This is a genomic window from Solilutibacter pythonis (assembly GCF_003697345.1).
Taxonomy (GTDB): domain Bacteria; phylum Pseudomonadota; class Gammaproteobacteria; order Xanthomonadales; family Xanthomonadaceae; genus Solilutibacter; species Solilutibacter pythonis.
Window position 1 is genome coordinate 137,494 of record NZ_RFLY01000007.1, and the last position, 14,773, is coordinate 152,266.

Genomic DNA, 14,773 nt, shown 5'->3' on the forward strand with positions numbered 1-14,773 from the left:
CGTATGCCGACGCAATTTAAGCCGGCTAATAATCAATCGGGCTTGCGCAGCATCGCCATGTAGACCTCGCCGCGCAGATGCCCGGGCGTCGAGGAAAAGCGCTCCACCAGCCACGACAGCATCCAGAGCCTGCGCTTCCGGCGCCGTTTGAACATCCGCCACGGGTCCGCGACACTGAGCTCTTCGATGCACTGATAGCCGCAGCCTTCCCATGAAAGCCGCAGCAAGGCGGGCACGATTGGCGAAATATGCCCCTGCGTCCGCCAATCCTCGGCGTTGAACCATTGCGGGTAGCCCGTGACGATCGCCATCGCCTGCGAAAACGGATTGGCCAGATTGGGCGTGGACAGCAGCAGCACGCCCCCGGGCTTGAGCATGTCGAAACACTGCCGCAGGAAATGATGCGGATTCTCCAGGTGTTCTATCAGCTCCAGCGCCACCACGGCATCGAAAGTCCCCGGCAGTTTCCCGGCGAAGTCATCATTCAGATTGAGTACCGAAAACGGCACTTGCCCGGCGGGCACGAAACGCTCCGGGAACAAATCGCTGGCCGTCAGCGCATAGCCGGCGTCGTTGAGGCGCAGGCTCATGGAGCCGGAACCCGCGCCCAGCTCCAATATCCGCGGCTCCGACGCGGGCGGCAGCCGCTGGAGCAACAATTCCAACGCGGCTTCGTGTACCCCCGGGGCCGCGAAAATGGGAATCCCGCGATAGACATCGACACCGGTCGCGCCATCGAACAAGGTGCGGAAACTATCGGCGCGTTGTTCCGCGCGATGCCGACCCGCATCCGTATTCGCATTTTTTTCCATATCCATCGCAAGCCCAATGTCTTCGGTAAAATTCTCGCCCATGCCGGGCATGCTCAAGCGCCGCGCGGTACTCCGCAGACGCCGTATCTCAAACTCGGCCACGGTGGAACCCGCCGATTCCCCATTGATCTACAATGCCGCGTTTGGCCGGCCATCCTAGAAGGCCATTCAATCCGGGGCAAGGCTGGAAATATGCCCGATTGGTTTCCGGCTTTATCCATGGCGATTTCAATCAACGGACCGCAACGGGCAATGCGGGCGCACTCGCCGCGGCGCCGCGCATTCGCACACGGTCCCATCACAACCATTCGCCCGAAAACGATTCGAAGCCCATGAAACGCGTCAGTCTGATCGTGACCACCTACAACTGGCCGGAGGCGCTTGCGCGCTGTCTCCACAGCATCGCGCGCCAGCGGCATCCGCCGTTCGAGGTGGTCGTCGCCGACGATGGTTCGGGGCCGGCGACCACCGCGCTCATCGAGCGGATGGGCCGCGACTTCCCGGTTCCACTGCGCCATGCCTGGCAGGCGGACGCCGGCTTCCGCGCCGCGCGCGTGCGCAACCTCGGCGTCGCCCATGCCGCCGGCGACCATCTGGTGTTCGTCGATGGCGATTTGATCCTGCATCCGCGCTTCGTGGCCGATCACCTCCAACTGGCCCGTCCCGGCGGGTGGTTGCAGGGCGGGCGCCTCAACAGTTCGCAGGCCGAGGCCCGGCGTCTCCTGCAAGGCGGGCGGCCGAGGTTTTCGCCATGGATGCCATTCGCATCGCACATACCCGGCGAGCAGAAGCCCAAGCACGCGCTGCGCAACCTGCCGTTGGCCCGGTTGACCCTGGGGCGGAACCCGCCGGTGATGAGCTGCAACATGGGCATCGGGCGCGACGATTTCGAGCGGGTCAACGGTTTCGATGAAGCCTACGAGGGTTGGGGCCGGGAGGACGACGACATCGCGGCGCGGCTGGCGCATGCGGGAATCGCCGCCCTGCGGGTGCGCTATGCGGCGCTCGCCATCCATCTGTGGCATCCGACGCGTTCGGCATCCGACACGAAGGACGAGCGCCTGCCCAACGACGCGTTGCTGGAGGAGGCGCTCGCCACGCGCCGGGTCCGTTGTGAGCGCGGGCTGGCCGGGCACGCCCGCCCCTGACCGGTTACAGCCCGACCAGGCGCCGGGGCAGCAGCAGTTTGAACGCCCGTTCCAGGCTCTTGCGCCGCAGGCCGCGCTGCATCACGCCCCTGACGATCGGGCCGATCCACTGGCGCCGGGGCTTGTCGAGCAACGCTTCACGGGCATCCGCCTCGATCCGGTACATGCCCAGGATGTTCCGCGCGACCGCGCGGTCTGGCGCGGAGAGCGCCGGCAGTTTCCGCACGGCCTGCTCGAAATCATCGGCGGTGCCGCGATAGAAATCCACCGTGCGCCGGTAGCGTTTGCGTTTGGCGGTCGCCTTGTCCTCGTCGCGCGCGAACACCCCGGCGCTGACGCTGCCGGAATGAATCCGGTAGCGCACCAGCGGCTCGCGCAGGTTCATGCAGGTGCCGAGCAGCGCCGCGCGCAGGCTGAGCGCGTTGTCCTCGATTGGCCCGACGATCGGCCCGAAGCGGTCGAACACCTCGCGACGGAACGACAACGTCGCGCCGAGCAGGCCGATCAGCCGGCCGACTTCGACGAAATACGGCAGATCGAAACGTTCGCGCCGGTTGTGGAAAGGCAGCGCGGTGGGCTGGCCCGCCGCATCGACCGCCTCGAAATCGCTGGCGATCGCCATCACCTCCGGGTGGGCCTGGTAGGCCGCCAACAAGCGGCTGACACGATCGGGCCGGGAAACGTCATCGCCAGCCATCATCACCACGATCTCGCCACTGCTCAACGGCACCACCGCGTTGACGTGCGCGGCCACGCCCAGATTGCGCGCGTTGCAACGAAGCGTGACCCGGTGCGGCCCTCGGTAGCCTTCCAGCAGGGCGCGGGCGCGCTCGTAGGTGCCATCGCCCGAGCAATCGTTGGAGACGATGATCTCGCACGCAACGGTCTGCGCCAGCGCCCCGGCGATGGCCTGATCGATGTAATCGACGTCCTTGTGGCACAACAGCAGGATCGAGACCCGCGGCGTATCCGTCGACGGCGCCGGAGCGTTCATTCCCGCTCCGGCAGGCCCGCCCGGATTTGCGCGTCCACCGCGGCGATGGCGGTCATGTTGACCACGCGACGCGGAGTGGCGGCCGGGGTCAGCACGTGGGCGGGCTTGTCCAGCCCCATCAGCACCGGGCCGATGGCGACGCCGCCGGTGGCCACGCGGATCAGGTTGTAGCCGATGTTGGCGGCGTCCAGGTTCGGCATCACCAGCAGGTTGGCGCGGCCTTTCAGGGTGGTATCGGGGAAGATGCGCCGGCGCAGCGCTTCGTCCCAGGCGGTATCGGCCATCATTTCGCCGTCGATTTCCAGCTTGGGCACGCGCTCGACGATCAATTCGCGGGCGCGGCGCATCTTCGCCGCCGAGGCGTCGAGATGGCTGCCGTAGTTGCTGTGCGAGAGCAGCGCCACCCGTGGTTCGATGCCGAACAGCTTCAGCCGCCAACTGGCCTGCAACGCCGATTCGGCGATCTGCTCGGCCGACGGGTCAGCCTGCACGTGGGTATCGACGAAGAACCAGGCGCCGTGGTCGTTGATCACGCCGGTCATCGTCGCGGTGCCGCCGACGCCCGGTTCGAGATCGAACACGCTGCGGAGATAGCCCAGCTTCTTATGGAAGCGGCCAACCAGGCCGCAGATCAGCGCGTCGGCTTCGCCGCGTTCCACCATCAGCGCCGCCACCAGGGTGGGGCGCGAACGGATCAGGTTCTTGGCGGCGTCCTCGGTGATGCCGTTGCGGGCGTTGCGCCGGTGGTAGGCACGCCAGTAATCGTCGAAGCGCGGGTCGTCGTTGAGGTTGACCAGTTCGAAATCGCGGCCGGCCCGCATGCGCAGGCCGAGCTTTTCGATGCGCCGGGAAATCACCTCCGGGCGGCCGATCAGCACCGGGAACGCCAGCCGCTCGTCGATCACCGTCTGCACGCCGCGCAGCACGGTGTATTCCTCGCCCTCGGCATACACCACGCGCTTCTTGTCGGCACGTGCGCGTTCGTAGACCGGCTTCATCATCAGGCCGGTCTTGTGCACGAACTGGCCGAGCTTCTCCTCGTAGGCCGGCATGTCGGCGATCGGTCGCGCCGATACGCCCGAGGCCATCGCCGCCTTCGCCACCGCCGGGGCGATCACGGTGATGAGCCGGGGGTCGAACGGGCGCGGAATCAGGTATTCGGGGCCGAATTTCGGAATCTCGCCGCCATAGGCGCCGCCCAGGTCGCTGGCTTCCATCCGCGCCAGTTCGGCGATGGCGCGCACGCAGGCCAGTTTCATCGCCTCGTTGATTTCCGTCGCGCCGGCATCCAGCGCGCCACGGAAGATGTAGGGGAAGCACAGCGCGTTGTTGACCTGGTTGGGGTAATCGCTGCGGCCGGTGGCGATGATCGCGTCGGGCCGTACCGCCTTGGCGTCCTCGGGCAGGATTTCCGGGTGCGGGTTGGCCAGCGCGAGGATGATCGGCTTGTCGGCCATCTTCGCCACCATCTCCGGCTTGAGGATGCCGCCGGCGGACAGGCCGAGGAAGATGTCGGCGCCGGCGACGACTTCATCCAGCGTGCGCGCGGCGGTATCGCTGGCATAGCGGGCCTTGTCGGGGTCGAGGTTCGGACGGCCGGCGTAGATCACGCCTTCGCGGTCGAAGGCGACGATGTGCTCGCGCTTCGCCCCCAGCGCCACCAGCATGTCCAGGCAGGCGATGCCGGCCGCGCCGGCGCCGGTGGTGGCGATCCTCACCTCTTCGATCTTCTTGCCGGTGACTTCCAGCGCGTTCAGCACGGCCGAGCCGACGATGATCGCGGTGCCGTGCTGGTCGTCGTGGAAGACCGGGATGTTCATCCGTTCGCGCAGCTTGCGCTCGACGATGAAGCATTCCGGCGCCTTGATGTCCTCCAGGTTGATGCCGCCGAAGGTCGGCTCCAGGCTGGCGATGATCTCGATGAGCTTGTCCGGGTCGCGCTCGTCGATTTCGATGTCGAACACGTCGATGCCGGCGAATTTCTTGAACAGCACGCCCTTGCCTTCCATCACCGGCTTGCCGGCCAGCGGGCCGATGTCGCCGAGGCCGAGCACCGCGGTGCCGTTGGTGATCACCGCCACCAGGTTGCCGCGCGCGGTCATCTCGCTGGCGGCGTTGGCATCCTCGACGATCGCCTCGCAGGCGTAGGCCACGCCCGGCGAATAGGCCAGCGACAGGTCGCGCTGGGTCACCATCGGCTTGGTCGCGCTGATCTTGATCTTGCCTGGCGGAAATTGGCGGTGGTAGTCGAGGGCGGCCTGCTTGAAATCTTCGTTGGGCATCGGGATGAGGAAACGTCGTGGCGGGAAGGGGCTGGAAAGGATGATACCCGCTTGGATCGGGCCGGCCGCCGTGCCGGGCCACTTTGCCAAGCCACTTTGCCAAGCCACTTTGCCAAGCCACTTTGCCAAGCCACTTTGCCGGGCCACTTTGCCGGGCCACTTTGCCGGGCCACTTTGCCGGGCCACTTTGCCGGGCCACTTTGCCGGGCCAGCGGGCGGCGCCGGCCGGTGGCGAGCTTCGTGCCGCGCCATTCTCACGGCGTGCGTTTGGCGAAACCACGCGCGGATATGATCGATACATCCAGCCAACCGGCCGGGGAAGCGCTCAGCGCTTGGCCGGCTCCATGCTGCCGCGCCAGGCATCGAGAAACTGCCGGCGCTTCAGGGCGTCGAGGTAGACCAGCAATCCGGGGCCGAGCTGGATCGGCCGCCGGCCCACGCCCGGCGCGTGTTCGCGCTGGCCGCCGGCGGGGAGAAGCGGCATCAACCTGGCTTCGCTCGCCAGCACCCGCTGGCCGCGCGGCGAGAGCAGGTAGTCGAGAAAGCGGCGCGCCTCGGCCGGGTGCGGGCTGGTGCGGGAAATCAGCGCGGTACGCAGCACCACCAGCGTGTAGTCCTCCGGCTCGACGATGCCCAGCGGCGCGCCGGCATCGATGCGAGCCTTGGCGTAGGAGCCGAGCACGTTGTAGGCCAGGGTCAGTTCGCCGCTGCCGACCTTGTCCAGCAATGCCCCGGTGTGCGCCTCGCGCCGCGCCCGGTTGTCGCCCAACGCGCCAAGCAGCACGCCGGCCAGGTTGCCGTGCTGGGCGTCCTGGGTCGCCAGCAGATAGCCGACGCTGCTGCGTTCGATGTCGTAGGTGCCGACCCGCCCCCGCAACGGCGCATCCGGCGCGCGCAGCAGGTCGAGCAGTTGCCGCCGCGTGCGCGGCACCCGCGATGCCGGCAGCCTGCGCGTGTTGTAGACCATCACCACCGGCTCGTAACTGATGCCGTAAGCCTCGTGCCGCCATTGCGCCCAGGCGGGCACCGCTTCGGTGCGCGCCGAGCGATGCGCCAGCGCGTGCCCGTCGTTGACCAGCCGGGTCTGCAAGTCCATGCCGCTGGAGATCAACAGGTCGGGCGAGTCCGGCCCGCGCCGCTCGCGCAGATAGCGCGCGTAGAGATCGTGGGCGTCGATATCCTCGTACACCACCTCGGTACCGGGGTGGATGCGCTGGTAGTCGACGACCGCCGCGGCGAACACTTCGATGTCCGTGCTGCCGTGGATGCGCAGGTGGGCGTTGGCCTTGCCAGGGGCCGGGAAACGCCGCATGTCGCCCGGCGCGGCGAGCGCCGGCCATGCCAGCGCCAGGACGAGAAAGAGGGCGATCGAACGGATCATGTGACCATCCTCGGCAGGTGAAGGGTGGCCACCAGGCCACCTTGCGGCCGGTTGGCCAGGTTGATCCGGCCGCCATGCGCGTCGATCACCCGCTTGACGATGGCAAGCCCCAGGCCGGCACCGCCGGCGGCGGCGCCCTCGCCACGCGCGAATCGCTCGAACACGCGCCCGGCATCGGCGGCGGAAATCCCCGGGCCATGATCGGCGATGGTCAGCACCGCCCGCGCGTCCTCCAGTGTCAGCGCGATCTGCAAGGGGCCGTCGCCGCCGTACTTGAGCGCGTTGTCGATCAGGTTCTTGATCGCCTCGCGCAGCAAGAGCGCATCGCCGCGCACCCACACCGGCCCGGCGGTGATCGCCATGCGCACCGGCGGGGCCTCGCCAACCCGCGGCAACACGTCGTGCAGCGCCTGATGCACGGTCTCGGCCAGGTCCACCGGGGAGAAACGCTGGAGATGCGAGCGGTGGATCACGCTGGCATCGCTCAGCAACTGGTTGAGCAGACGACTCATGTGGGTGGCGTTGCGTTCGATCGCCCGCAGGCTGCGGCGCATGTCCTGCGGGTCGTCGTCGTCGAGCGCCAGTTGCGCCTGCGCGCGCAGCGCCGCCAGCGGCGTGCGCATCTGGTGCGCGGCCTCGGCCATGAACGCGCGGAGCGTCTCGTTGTTGTTCGACAGCCGCGCCATGAAACGGTCGAGGGCCATGGCCATCTGATCCATCTCGCGCGGCACGCGGGCATCGAGCGGGCGCAGATCGGAAGGCTCGCGGCGCGAAAGTTCGCGCTCCACCCGCGCCAACGGGCGCAGCGCACGGTGCACGCCCAGCCACACCAGCGCCAGCGACAGGAGCGAGAGCACGCCGATGGCCAGCAACGCGCGGCCGACCAGGTCCCGCGCCACCGCCTCGCGCGCGCGCCGGGTCTGCCCCACCTGCACCCGCACCTGGCCCTGCGCCGATGCCGAGAAGAGGTTGCGCGTGACCGCCACGAAGCGCACGGTCTCGCCGCTGTAGAACGCATCGAACAATTGCGGACCTTCCGAAACGCGCCCGGGCCCGGCGGGCAGATCGGCATAGCCGGTGATGGTGCGGCCACGGCTGTCGGCGACGCGATAGAACACCCGATCCTCTTCGGCCATCGACAACAGATCCAACGCGGCGTAAGGCAGATCCACCTGCCACTGGCCGTCGACCAGGGCCACCGAATCGGCGATCGACAGCGCCGAGGACACCAGCAGGTGATCGTAGGAACGGTTGGCCGCGCGCCGGCCGTAATCGTCCGCGACGAACAGCAGGGCCACGGCGAACACCGCCAGCAACCCGCCCAGGTACAGCATGAGGGTGCGGCGCAGCGATCCCGGCGCCGCGCGCGCTTCAGCAGGCGTCATTGGCGTTGGCGTCGCTGGCTTCGAGCAGATAGCCGACGCCGCGCACGGTGGTGATGCGAAGCGGCGCGCCGGCGAGCTTCTTGCGCAGCCGGCCGACGTACAGCTCGATGGCGTTGGGGCCGGCCTCGTCGTCGAAACCGAACAGGCCGTTGCCGATCTCGTCCTTGCCCACCACCTGGCCGAGCCGGCCGACCAGGATTTCCAGCAGGCGGTATTCGCGGTTGGGCAGTTCGATCGGCTCGCCGTCCAGGCTGACCCGGTGCGCGGCGTTGTCGAACTGGAAGCCGCCGACTTGCACCACCTCGCTGGCGTGCCCGCGCGCGCGGCGCAGCAGCACGCGGCAGCGCGCCTCGAATTCGCGGAAGTCGAACGGCTTGCCGAGGTAGTCGTCGGCACCGACATCCAATGCTTCCACCCGATCCTCGATGCCATCGCGCGCGGTGAGCATCAGCACCGGCGTGTCGTCGCCACGCCCGCGCATGCCGGCCAGCACGCGCATGCCGGCCAGGCCCGGCAACCCGATGTCCAACACCACCAGGTCGAAGCGCTGGTAACGCAGCACGCTGGCCGCGGCCAGGCCGTCGGCCTGCCAGTCCACCGCGTGCCCGCTGCGGCGCATGCGGCGGACGATGGCGTCGGCCAGGTCCGGGTTGTCTTCGACCAGCAGCAGGCGCATCGGAAAAAGAGACCACAGAGCGGAGGAATGCCGGCCATGCTAACGCGCGGACCGGCGGCGGCGCGGCCCCCGCTTTGCCGCAACGCACAAAACACTGACAGGTGGATGACAGCTTTCCGGGGCGAGACTCCGCTCGCACCGTTTGACGCGCACTCACGCGCACCTGGGAGGGGTTTGTGGAGAAAAACATCGTCCGGCCGCGCATGGCCGCCGTTCTTGTCTTGTCGGCGCTTGCCGCGCCGGCGTTCGCCGCCGATGGCGGCCGGCCGGTGACTGCCAGCCTCGGCGGCCGGCTGCATCTGGATTTCGCCCACTTCGACAACGACACGCGCGGCAAGCCGAACAAGAACGGCACCGAGATCCGCCGTGCCTGGCTGGGGGTCTCCGGCAAGTTCTTCGCGGTCGATTACAAGCTGGAGGCCGATTTTTCCAGCGACCCGATCATCGCCCGCGACGTGTACCTGAGCCGGAGCTTCGGCAAGGCGGGCAGGCTCACCATCGGCCAGTTCAAGCAGTACTTCTCGCTGGACGACCGCACCAGTTCCAACTACGGCAGCTTCCTGGAGCGCGGCCATGCCGGCAGCACGCTGGCGCCGCTGTATCGGCTGGGCGCGTCCTGGCAGGCCAACCCGGGCGATTTCTCGTTGGCCGCCAGCGTATACAGCCTGGAAAGCATCAATGTCTGGCAGGTCAAGGGCCGCGCCGTCGGTGGCCGCGCGACCTGGTCGCCGGCGCCACGCGAGGGCGACGTGCTGCACCTGGGCGTATCGCTGGCCCGCGAGCGCTACGACACGCCCGGCGCCAACGGCGTGTCGGCGCTGCGCATCCGCCCGCGCCCGGCCGGGCATCTCTCCGACAACAACCGCCCGACCCTGGTCGATTTCTCCGCCGGCCGCGATACCGACGTGGGCAAATGGTCGCTGGAATACGCGCAGGTGCATGGCCCGTGGTCGTGGCAGGGCGAGTTCAGCGGCGCCACCTTCGATGACGGCGCGCAGCGCGGCCAGATACTCGCCGCCTACGGGATGCTGAGCTGGTTCGCCACCGGCGAATCGCGCGCCTACGACCGCAAGACCGGCCGCTTCACCCGGATCAAGAACATCCGCCACAAGGCCGGCGCGTTCGAGCTGGCGCTGCGCTACGACCGGATGCAGGGCGCACAGCACGCATACGGCATGCCCGACGCGCGCCGCGCCAGCACCGACGCCTGGACGTTGGGCGGCAACTGGTATCTGCGCAAGAACCTGCGCCTCATGCTCAACCTCATCGAAACCCGCAACCGGGACCGCCTGAGCGGGTTGACGACCGACCGCACCCGCGCGCTGACCGGCCGCCTGCACTTCGATTTCTGACCCCTCCCCACCCGCCCTGTTTCCCCAAGGAGCGCGCAAATGATGCTGTCCATCCTCGGCTTCGGCATGGTACTCACGTTCATGTATCTCATCATGAGCAAGCGCCTGTCGCCTCTGGTCGCCCTGATCACCGTGCCGATCGTGTTCGCGCTGCTGGGCGGCTTCGGCGCCGGCATCGACGAGATGATGCTCGAAGGCATCAAGAAGATCGCGCCCACCGGCGTGATGCTGATGTTCGCCATCCTCTATTTCGGCGTGATGATCGACGCCGGCCTGTTCGACCCGCTGGTGCGGGTGATCCTGCGCATCGTCAAGGGCGACCCGCTGAAGATCGTGATGGGCACGACGGTGCTGGCGATGCTGATTTCGCTCGATGGCGACGGCTCGACCACTTACATGATCACCGTCTCGGCGATGCTCCCGCTCTACCAGCGTCTGGGCATGAACGCGCTGAACATGACCTGCGTGACCATCCTCTCCGGCGGCGTGATGAACCTGACCCCCTGGGGCGGCCCGACCGCGCGCGCGGCCACCGCGCTGCACGTCGACCCGGCCGACGTGTTCATCCCGCTGATCCCGACGATGGCGATGGCCTGCGCGGGCATCCTGCTGCTGGCGTGGTTCCTGGGCATGAAGGAACGCCGCCGCCTGGGCGTGGTGAACCTGCCACGGGGCGGCGCCTGGATGGACGCCAGCGTCTCCGACGACGGCGCGCTGCCGACCGTGGAGGACGCCGACGACATCAAGCGGCCCAAGCTCCTGTGGGTAAACCTCGGCCTGACCCTGGCGCTACTGATCGCGCTGGTGATCGGCCTGCTGCCGATGCCGATCCTGTTCATGGTCGGCTTCGCCATCGCTCTGGTCATCAACTATCCCGATCTGGCCGAACAGCGCCGCCGCGTGGTCAACCACGCCGGCAACGTGCTGTCGGTGGTCTCGCTGATTTTCGCCGCCGGCATCTTCACCGGCATCCTCTCCAACACCGGCATGGTCGAGGCGATGTCGCGCAGCTTCCTGGCGGTGATTCCCGAATCGTGGGGTCCGTACCTGGCGGTCATCACCGCGCTGGCGTCGATGCCGTTCACCTTCTTCATGTCCAACGACGCCTTCTACTTCGGCGTGCTGCCGATCCTGTCCGAGGCGGCCGGCAATTACGGCATCACCCCGGTGGAGATGGCGCGCGCCTCGCTGGCCGGACAGCCGGTGCACTTGCTGAGCCCACTGGTGCCTTCCACCTACCTGCTGGTCGGCCTGGCCAAGGTGGACTTCGCCGACCACCAGAAATTCACCCTGAAGTGGGCGGTGCTGATCTCGCTGCTGCTGATGGCCGGCAGCCTGCTGCTGGCGCTCTACCCGCTGGCCGCGTAAGCGCCCACCGCCCCCCAACCGGAGACTTCCATGACCCTTCGCATCGCCTACGTCACCAGCGGCATGGGCAGTGTCGGCACCGCCATCTGCCAAGCCCTGGCCCGCTCCGGCCATACCGTGGTCGCCGGCTGCGCCCCCGACTCGCCGCGCAAGGCGGGCTGGCTGCGCGAACAGCGCGAGCAGGGCTTCGATTTCATCGCCTCGGAAGGCAACGCCACCGACTGGGCTTCCACCAGCGCGGCGTTCGCCAAGGTGCGCGCGGAGGTCGGCGAGATCGACGTGCTGGTCAACAACGCCAGCGGCAGCCGCGACGTGTTGTTCCGGCAGATGCGCCCGGAGGACTGGGACGCGGTGATCGCCTCCAACGTCAACGCGCTGTTCAACATCACCAAGCAGGTGATCGAAGGCATGGTCTCGCAGGGCTGGGGCCGGATCATCAACATCGGCTCGGTAAGCGCGCACAAGGGGCAGATCGGCCAGGTCAACTTCGCCACCGCCAAGGCGGCGATGCACGGCTTCAGCCGTGCGCTGGCCGCCGAGGTGGCCGCGCGCGGCGTTACCGTCAACACCATTTCGCCCGGCTACATCGCAAGCCAGGCGATCAGCAGCTTTCCGCCGGACGTGCTGGACCGCCTGGCCGCCTCGGTGCCGGTGCGCCGGCTGGGCCGCCCGGAGGAAGTGGCCGCGCTGTGCGCCTGGCTGGCCGCCGATGAAGCCGCCTACGTGACCGGCGCGGATTACCCGGTCAACGGCGGTCTATACATGGGGTGAGCCGCCCGGCCAGGTCTCACGGCGGGCGCCGCGATGGTTTCGTCGCGGCGTTTTGGGTTCCGGCATCGATTTCCGATGGCGTCAACAAGGTTTCATGTTGCGTTCGCATAGTGCTCTCGCACCCTGCCCTGGCCCGGTGCGCCTCTCCCATTCGACGGACCACCATGCAGACCCGACACCTGACGATCGCCGTGGCGATCGCGCTTTCCGCCGCCAGCGCCGCCGCCGCCGCACCGACCGACACCGATGCCGACACCCGCGCCAATGCCGCGCCCGACGCGCGGACGCTGGACACCGTCTCCGTCATAGGCCGGGGCGAGACCCGCCAGGTGCAGCGCATCAGCGCCGTGGACAAACAGGTGCTGCCGCCTGGCGCCAGCGGCCAGAAGATCCTCGACCGCCTGCCGGGCGTGTCGGTGCAATCCAACGACGCGTTCGGCGCCAACGAGGAGTCGCAGACCATCAGTCTGCGCGGCTTCGACAAGAGCCGCCTGGGCTATACGCTCGACGGCATTCCGCTGGGCGACAACGCCTACGGCAACTACAACGGCCTGAGCATCGCCCGCGCGCTGATCGCCGAGAACCTCGCCGGCGCCGAACTGTCGCAGGGCATCGGTTCGCTGGGCGTGGCCTCGACCAGCAACCTGGGCGGCACCATTCAATATTTTTCGATGGCCCCGTCCACCGAATTCGGCGCCCGCGCCAGCCTCACCGTGGGCAACGACAACCAGCGCCGCGGCTTCCTGCGCGTGGATACCGGCGATCTGAACGGGTTCTCGGCCTACGTCTCCGGCGTGCACCAGAACGCGGACATGTGGGCCACCCCGCGCCAGAACCAGACCACCCGCCAGTTCAACGCCAAGGCGACGTGGCATGTGGGCGACCACCGCTTCGGCGCGTTCGTCGCCACCTCGCGCGCCAGCCAAGCCAACTACGCCTACCTGTCCAAGGACTTGCTCGCGCGCGGCCTGGGCTGGAACTGGAACATCTACGCGCCGGACTGGGACCGCGCGGTGGCCGCCGCGTACTGCGCGCCGGCCATCTACGATGCGCGGCGCTGCAAGTTCAGCGGCGGCGTCACCAGCATCGACGATGCGTACTACCAGAGCCGCGCGCTGCGCGACGACAACCTGTACTCGCTCGATGCCGATCTGCGCCTGGGCGAGCAAGGCCGCCTGAAACTTCTGGCCTACCGCCACCAGAACCGTGGCCAGGGCCACTGGTGGGCGCCGGGCCAGCCCTCCCACCCGGGCACCGGCCGCATGCTGCCGATCTCCATCCGCAGCACCAACTACGCCATCGACCGCACCGGCATGAGCGCGGCGCTGTCGTGGACGTTGGGCATCCACGAACTGGAGGCCGGCCTGTGGTACGAGAAGAACGACCACGACGTCGAGCGCAATTTCTATTACGTCGACGGCCCGTTCCTGGACGATCTCTACCTGGCCAACCCTGACCGCCGCCTGTTCGACCAGAACTTCGACATCCGCACCCGCCAGTTCTACGTGCAGGACCGCATGCGCTTCATGGACGAGCGGCTGACCGTGGACGTGGGCATCAAAAGCCCGAACACGCGCATGAGCGCCAAGGCCCGCCCGGGCACCGAGACCCGCCTCGCCTCCGGCACGCTGACGGCCAGCAAATCGGTGCTGCCGCAGGTGGGCGTCGGCTTCAAGATCAACGCCAACCACGAGGTATTCGCTTCCTATGCCGAGAACATCGCCGCCTTCGTCGGCGGTGGCAGCGGCGGCCCGTTCCAGGTCTCGCCGGCGTCGTTCGCGGCCAGCGCCGGCCTAGCCCCGGAGCAGTCCAGCACCTTCGAAACCGGCTACCGCACCTTCGGCGATAAATACCAGGCGTCGATCGCGGCCTACCATGTGAAGTTCGACAACCGCCTGCTGTCGCTGAACCCATGTTCGAGCATCGAAGTGGGCACTCGCCCGGAATGCGTGACGCGCTTCGTCAACGTCGGCTCGGTGCAGAGCCGCGGCGCGGAGCTGACCTTCATCCTCAAGCCGGTTGACGGTTTGCAGTGGTACAACGCGCTGTCCTGGAACAAGACCACCTACGAGAATGACTACACCGCCGGCGGCGCGATCGTGCCGGTGGCCGGCAAGATCACGGTGGACACGCCGCGGCGGATGGCCTCAAGCCAATTGAGCTGGAACCGCGATGGCTTCTTCGCCAACCTGCGCGCCAAATACACCGGCAAGCGCTATTACACCTATACCAACGACCAGTCGGTACCGGGCGTGACCACCTTCGATGCCGGCGTCGGCTACGATTTCGGCCCCGGCCTGAGCCTTGGCAACGTCAAGGTGGCGCTGAACGCGACCAACCTGACCAACAAGCGTTACGCCGGCCAACTGAGCTCGTTCGCGCCAAGCGACCCAAACGGCACCCGCTACGCGATACACGCCAGCGCGCCGCGGCAGGTCTTCATCACCTTCGGCGCGGAGTTCTAGTTGTGCCCCCCATGTTGTTCATTGGGATGCGGGAGATAGTCGGCTCGTAGCCCAGGCTGGCGTGGGCCGATGCGAGTTGTACCGGCGTTTTGTCCACCCCGCCCGCGAAAAGCCGCGCTGGAGACGAAGCACGAAAGCC

Annotated in this window: 12 protein-coding genes; 6 read left to right on the plus strand and 6 right to left on the minus strand. The window is 67.7% G+C overall.

The window, feature by feature from the left end; all coding sequences use genetic code 11:
* Positions 1-32: 32 nt before the first annotated feature.
* Positions 33-743, minus strand: coding sequence for a class I SAM-dependent methyltransferase (locus EBB59_RS06620; protein ID WP_158601732.1), 711 nt, complete (start codon positions 741-743; stop codon positions 33-35).
* Between the two features lie 33 nt (positions 744-776).
* Between EBB59_RS06620 and EBB59_RS13790 the strand changes: the two genes are divergently transcribed.
* A complete protein-coding gene (locus tag EBB59_RS13790) occupies positions 777-1,148 on the plus strand; it encodes a hypothetical protein (protein WP_158601733.1) in 372 nt (123 codons plus the stop codon).
* Entirely contained in the window at positions 1,145-1,960 is an 816-nt protein-coding gene (locus EBB59_RS06625) for a glycosyltransferase family 2 protein (protein ID WP_122101392.1), read from the plus strand. The genes EBB59_RS13790 and EBB59_RS06625 overlap by 4 nt, the downstream gene beginning before the upstream one ends.
* A gap of 4 nt (positions 1,961-1,964) precedes the next feature.
* Here the strand turns inward: EBB59_RS06625 and EBB59_RS06630 are convergent, their stop codons facing one another.
* From EBB59_RS06630 to EBB59_RS06650, 5 genes are all read right to left on the minus strand, one after another.
* Positions 1,965-2,954 (minus strand): glycosyltransferase, encoded by a 990-nt coding sequence (locus tag EBB59_RS06630; protein ID WP_122101360.1) that lies wholly within the window; start codon positions 2,952-2,954, stop codon positions 1,965-1,967.
* Positions 2,951-5,236, minus strand: a complete 2,286-nt coding sequence (locus EBB59_RS06635) for an NADP-dependent malic enzyme (RefSeq protein WP_122101393.1) — start codon at positions 5,234-5,236, stop codon at positions 2,951-2,953. The genes EBB59_RS06630 and EBB59_RS06635 overlap by 4 nt, the downstream gene beginning before the upstream one ends.
* Positions 5,237-5,561: 325 nt before the next feature.
* Positions 5,562-6,617 carry an ABC transporter substrate-binding protein gene (locus EBB59_RS06640; RefSeq protein ID WP_122101361.1) on the minus strand — a complete coding sequence of 352 codons (1,056 nt, stop codon included), beginning with the start codon at positions 6,615-6,617 and terminating at the stop codon, positions 5,562-5,564.
* The gene (locus EBB59_RS06645) at positions 6,614-8,002 is read right to left on the minus strand and encodes a sensor histidine kinase (RefSeq protein WP_122101362.1); all 1,389 of its coding nucleotides are present in this window, start codon (positions 8,000-8,002) and stop codon (positions 6,614-6,616) included. Before EBB59_RS06645 ends, EBB59_RS06640 begins: the two co-directional genes overlap by 4 nt.
* Entirely contained in the window at positions 7,989-8,678 is a 690-nt protein-coding gene (locus EBB59_RS06650; RefSeq protein WP_122101363.1) for a response regulator transcription factor, read from the minus strand. Before EBB59_RS06650 ends, EBB59_RS06645 begins: the two co-directional genes overlap by 14 nt.
* A 203-nt stretch (positions 8,679-8,881) precedes the next feature.
* Between EBB59_RS06650 and EBB59_RS06655 the strand changes: the two genes are divergently transcribed.
* From EBB59_RS06655 to EBB59_RS06670, 4 genes are all read left to right on the plus strand, one after another.
* Positions 8,882-10,030 carry an OprO/OprP family phosphate-selective porin gene (locus EBB59_RS06655; protein WP_122101394.1) on the plus strand — a complete coding sequence of 383 codons (1,149 nt, stop codon included), beginning with the start codon at positions 8,882-8,884 and terminating at the stop codon, positions 10,028-10,030.
* 42 nt (positions 10,031-10,072) lie between these two features.
* Positions 10,073-11,398, plus strand: coding sequence for a CitMHS family transporter (locus EBB59_RS06660; RefSeq protein ID WP_122101395.1), 1,326 nt, complete (start codon positions 10,073-10,075; stop codon positions 11,396-11,398).
* A gap of 30 nt (positions 11,399-11,428) precedes the next feature.
* Positions 11,429-12,169 (plus strand): acetoacetyl-CoA reductase, encoded by a 741-nt coding sequence (gene phbB / locus EBB59_RS06665; RefSeq protein ID WP_122101364.1) that lies wholly within the window; start codon positions 11,429-11,431, stop codon positions 12,167-12,169.
* A 164-nt stretch (positions 12,170-12,333) separates the two neighbouring features.
* Positions 12,334-14,634, plus strand: a complete 2,301-nt coding sequence (locus EBB59_RS06670) for a TonB-dependent receptor (RefSeq protein WP_122101365.1) — start codon at positions 12,334-12,336, stop codon at positions 14,632-14,634.
* Positions 14,635-14,773: the final 139 nt, after the last annotated feature.

What these genes read in the sequence shown, in the direction of transcription:
- EBB59_RS13790 (WP_158601733.1), top strand. Translation starts at nt 777, where the DNA reads ATGCCGACCCGCATCCGTATTCGCATTTTTTTCCATATCCATCGCAAG.
- EBB59_RS06625 (WP_122101392.1), top strand. Translation starts at nt 1,145, where the DNA reads ATGAAACGCGTCAGTCTGATCGTGACCACCTACAACTGGCCGGAGGCG.
- EBB59_RS06630 (WP_122101360.1), bottom strand. Translation starts at nt 2,954, where the DNA reads ATGAACGCTCCGGCGCCGTCGACGGATACGCCGCGGGTCTCGATCCTG.
- EBB59_RS06635 (WP_122101393.1), bottom strand. Translation starts at nt 5,236, where the DNA reads ATGCCCAACGAAGATTTCAAGCAGGCCGCCCTCGACTACCACCGCCAA.
- EBB59_RS06640 (WP_122101361.1), bottom strand. Translation starts at nt 6,617, where the DNA reads ATGATCCGTTCGATCGCCCTCTTTCTCGTCCTGGCGCTGGCATGGCCG.
- EBB59_RS06645 (WP_122101362.1), bottom strand. Translation starts at nt 8,002, where the DNA reads ATGACGCCTGCTGAAGCGCGCGCGGCGCCGGGATCGCTGCGCCGCACC.
- EBB59_RS06650 (WP_122101363.1), bottom strand. Translation starts at nt 8,678, where the DNA reads ATGCGCCTGCTGCTGGTCGAAGACAACCCGGACCTGGCCGACGCCATC.
- EBB59_RS06655 (WP_122101394.1), top strand. Translation starts at nt 8,882, where the DNA reads ATGGCCGCCGTTCTTGTCTTGTCGGCGCTTGCCGCGCCGGCGTTCGCC.
- EBB59_RS06660 (WP_122101395.1), top strand. Translation starts at nt 10,073, where the DNA reads ATGCTGTCCATCCTCGGCTTCGGCATGGTACTCACGTTCATGTATCTC.
- phbB (WP_122101364.1), top strand. Translation starts at nt 11,429, where the DNA reads ATGACCCTTCGCATCGCCTACGTCACCAGCGGCATGGGCAGTGTCGGC.
- EBB59_RS06670 (WP_122101365.1), top strand. Translation starts at nt 12,334, where the DNA reads ATGCAGACCCGACACCTGACGATCGCCGTGGCGATCGCGCTTTCCGCC.